The sequence below is a fragment of the Staphylococcus sp. EG-SA-2 genome, from assembly GCF_017152085.1.
This window is the reverse complement of record NZ_JACYHC010001217.1, coordinates 1-641: the sequence shown is the minus strand read 5'-3', so window position 1 is coordinate 641 and position 641 is coordinate 1. Positions and strand designations below refer to the sequence as shown.

Genomic DNA, 641 nt, shown 5'->3' with positions numbered 1-641 from the left:
CTATAAATTCTTTATGCTCGTTAGCATGATATGCCTTCCCGTCTAAAAATATTACTTCGCCATCAGACCCTGTTAACGTTGCAATCCCTAAATTCCCATGTTCTAACAATTCATTAATTGTAGCTGTGCCTTCTAGTAAGCCAGCCATTAACGTACCTAATGTACCATGTTGATACAAGACATTCGTCATTCCAAAACCATCTCCCTATAGTTATTCCTCGTTGTCATGCTCTACTTCGTGATTAATGCAGAACTACTTTCCTTTATACTCAATGACGCCTCAACATTTTTATTCATGTCACTAAATTTTCACGAGTCATAATACTTTATTCAATTATTATTTTACGCAAAAGTATTGCCTCTATCAATGCTTGCTAAAAAAATGGACCTATCAGTGCCACGTGTTACTGCAACACTAATAGATCCTCTTACCATTAATATATTTCTAATTAATACTTAAAATAGGCTTAGTCTTCTAATAAATATTTAATTGAATCAAATGTATCTTCTAATGTTTTAACAGATTTATCGAACAACGCTTGTTCTTCGGCACTTAATGGCATTTCATAAATTTTAACTGCGCCATGTTGGTTAACTAATGTTGGTACACCTAGGTAAACGCCTTTGTGACCACCATATTG

General features: G+C 34.2%; 1 protein-coding gene and 1 pseudogene. Both read right to left on the bottom strand.

What is annotated here, in order from left to right; translation table 11 throughout:
* On the bottom strand, window positions 1-190 hold a 190-nt coding region (locus IDG60_RS19800; RefSeq protein WP_206161101.1), incomplete at its 3' end, for an acetolactate decarboxylase.
* A gap of 277 nt (window positions 191-467) precedes the next feature.
* A pseudogene (locus IDG60_RS19795) lies at window positions 468-641 on the bottom strand (L-lactate dehydrogenase); the annotation flags it as partial.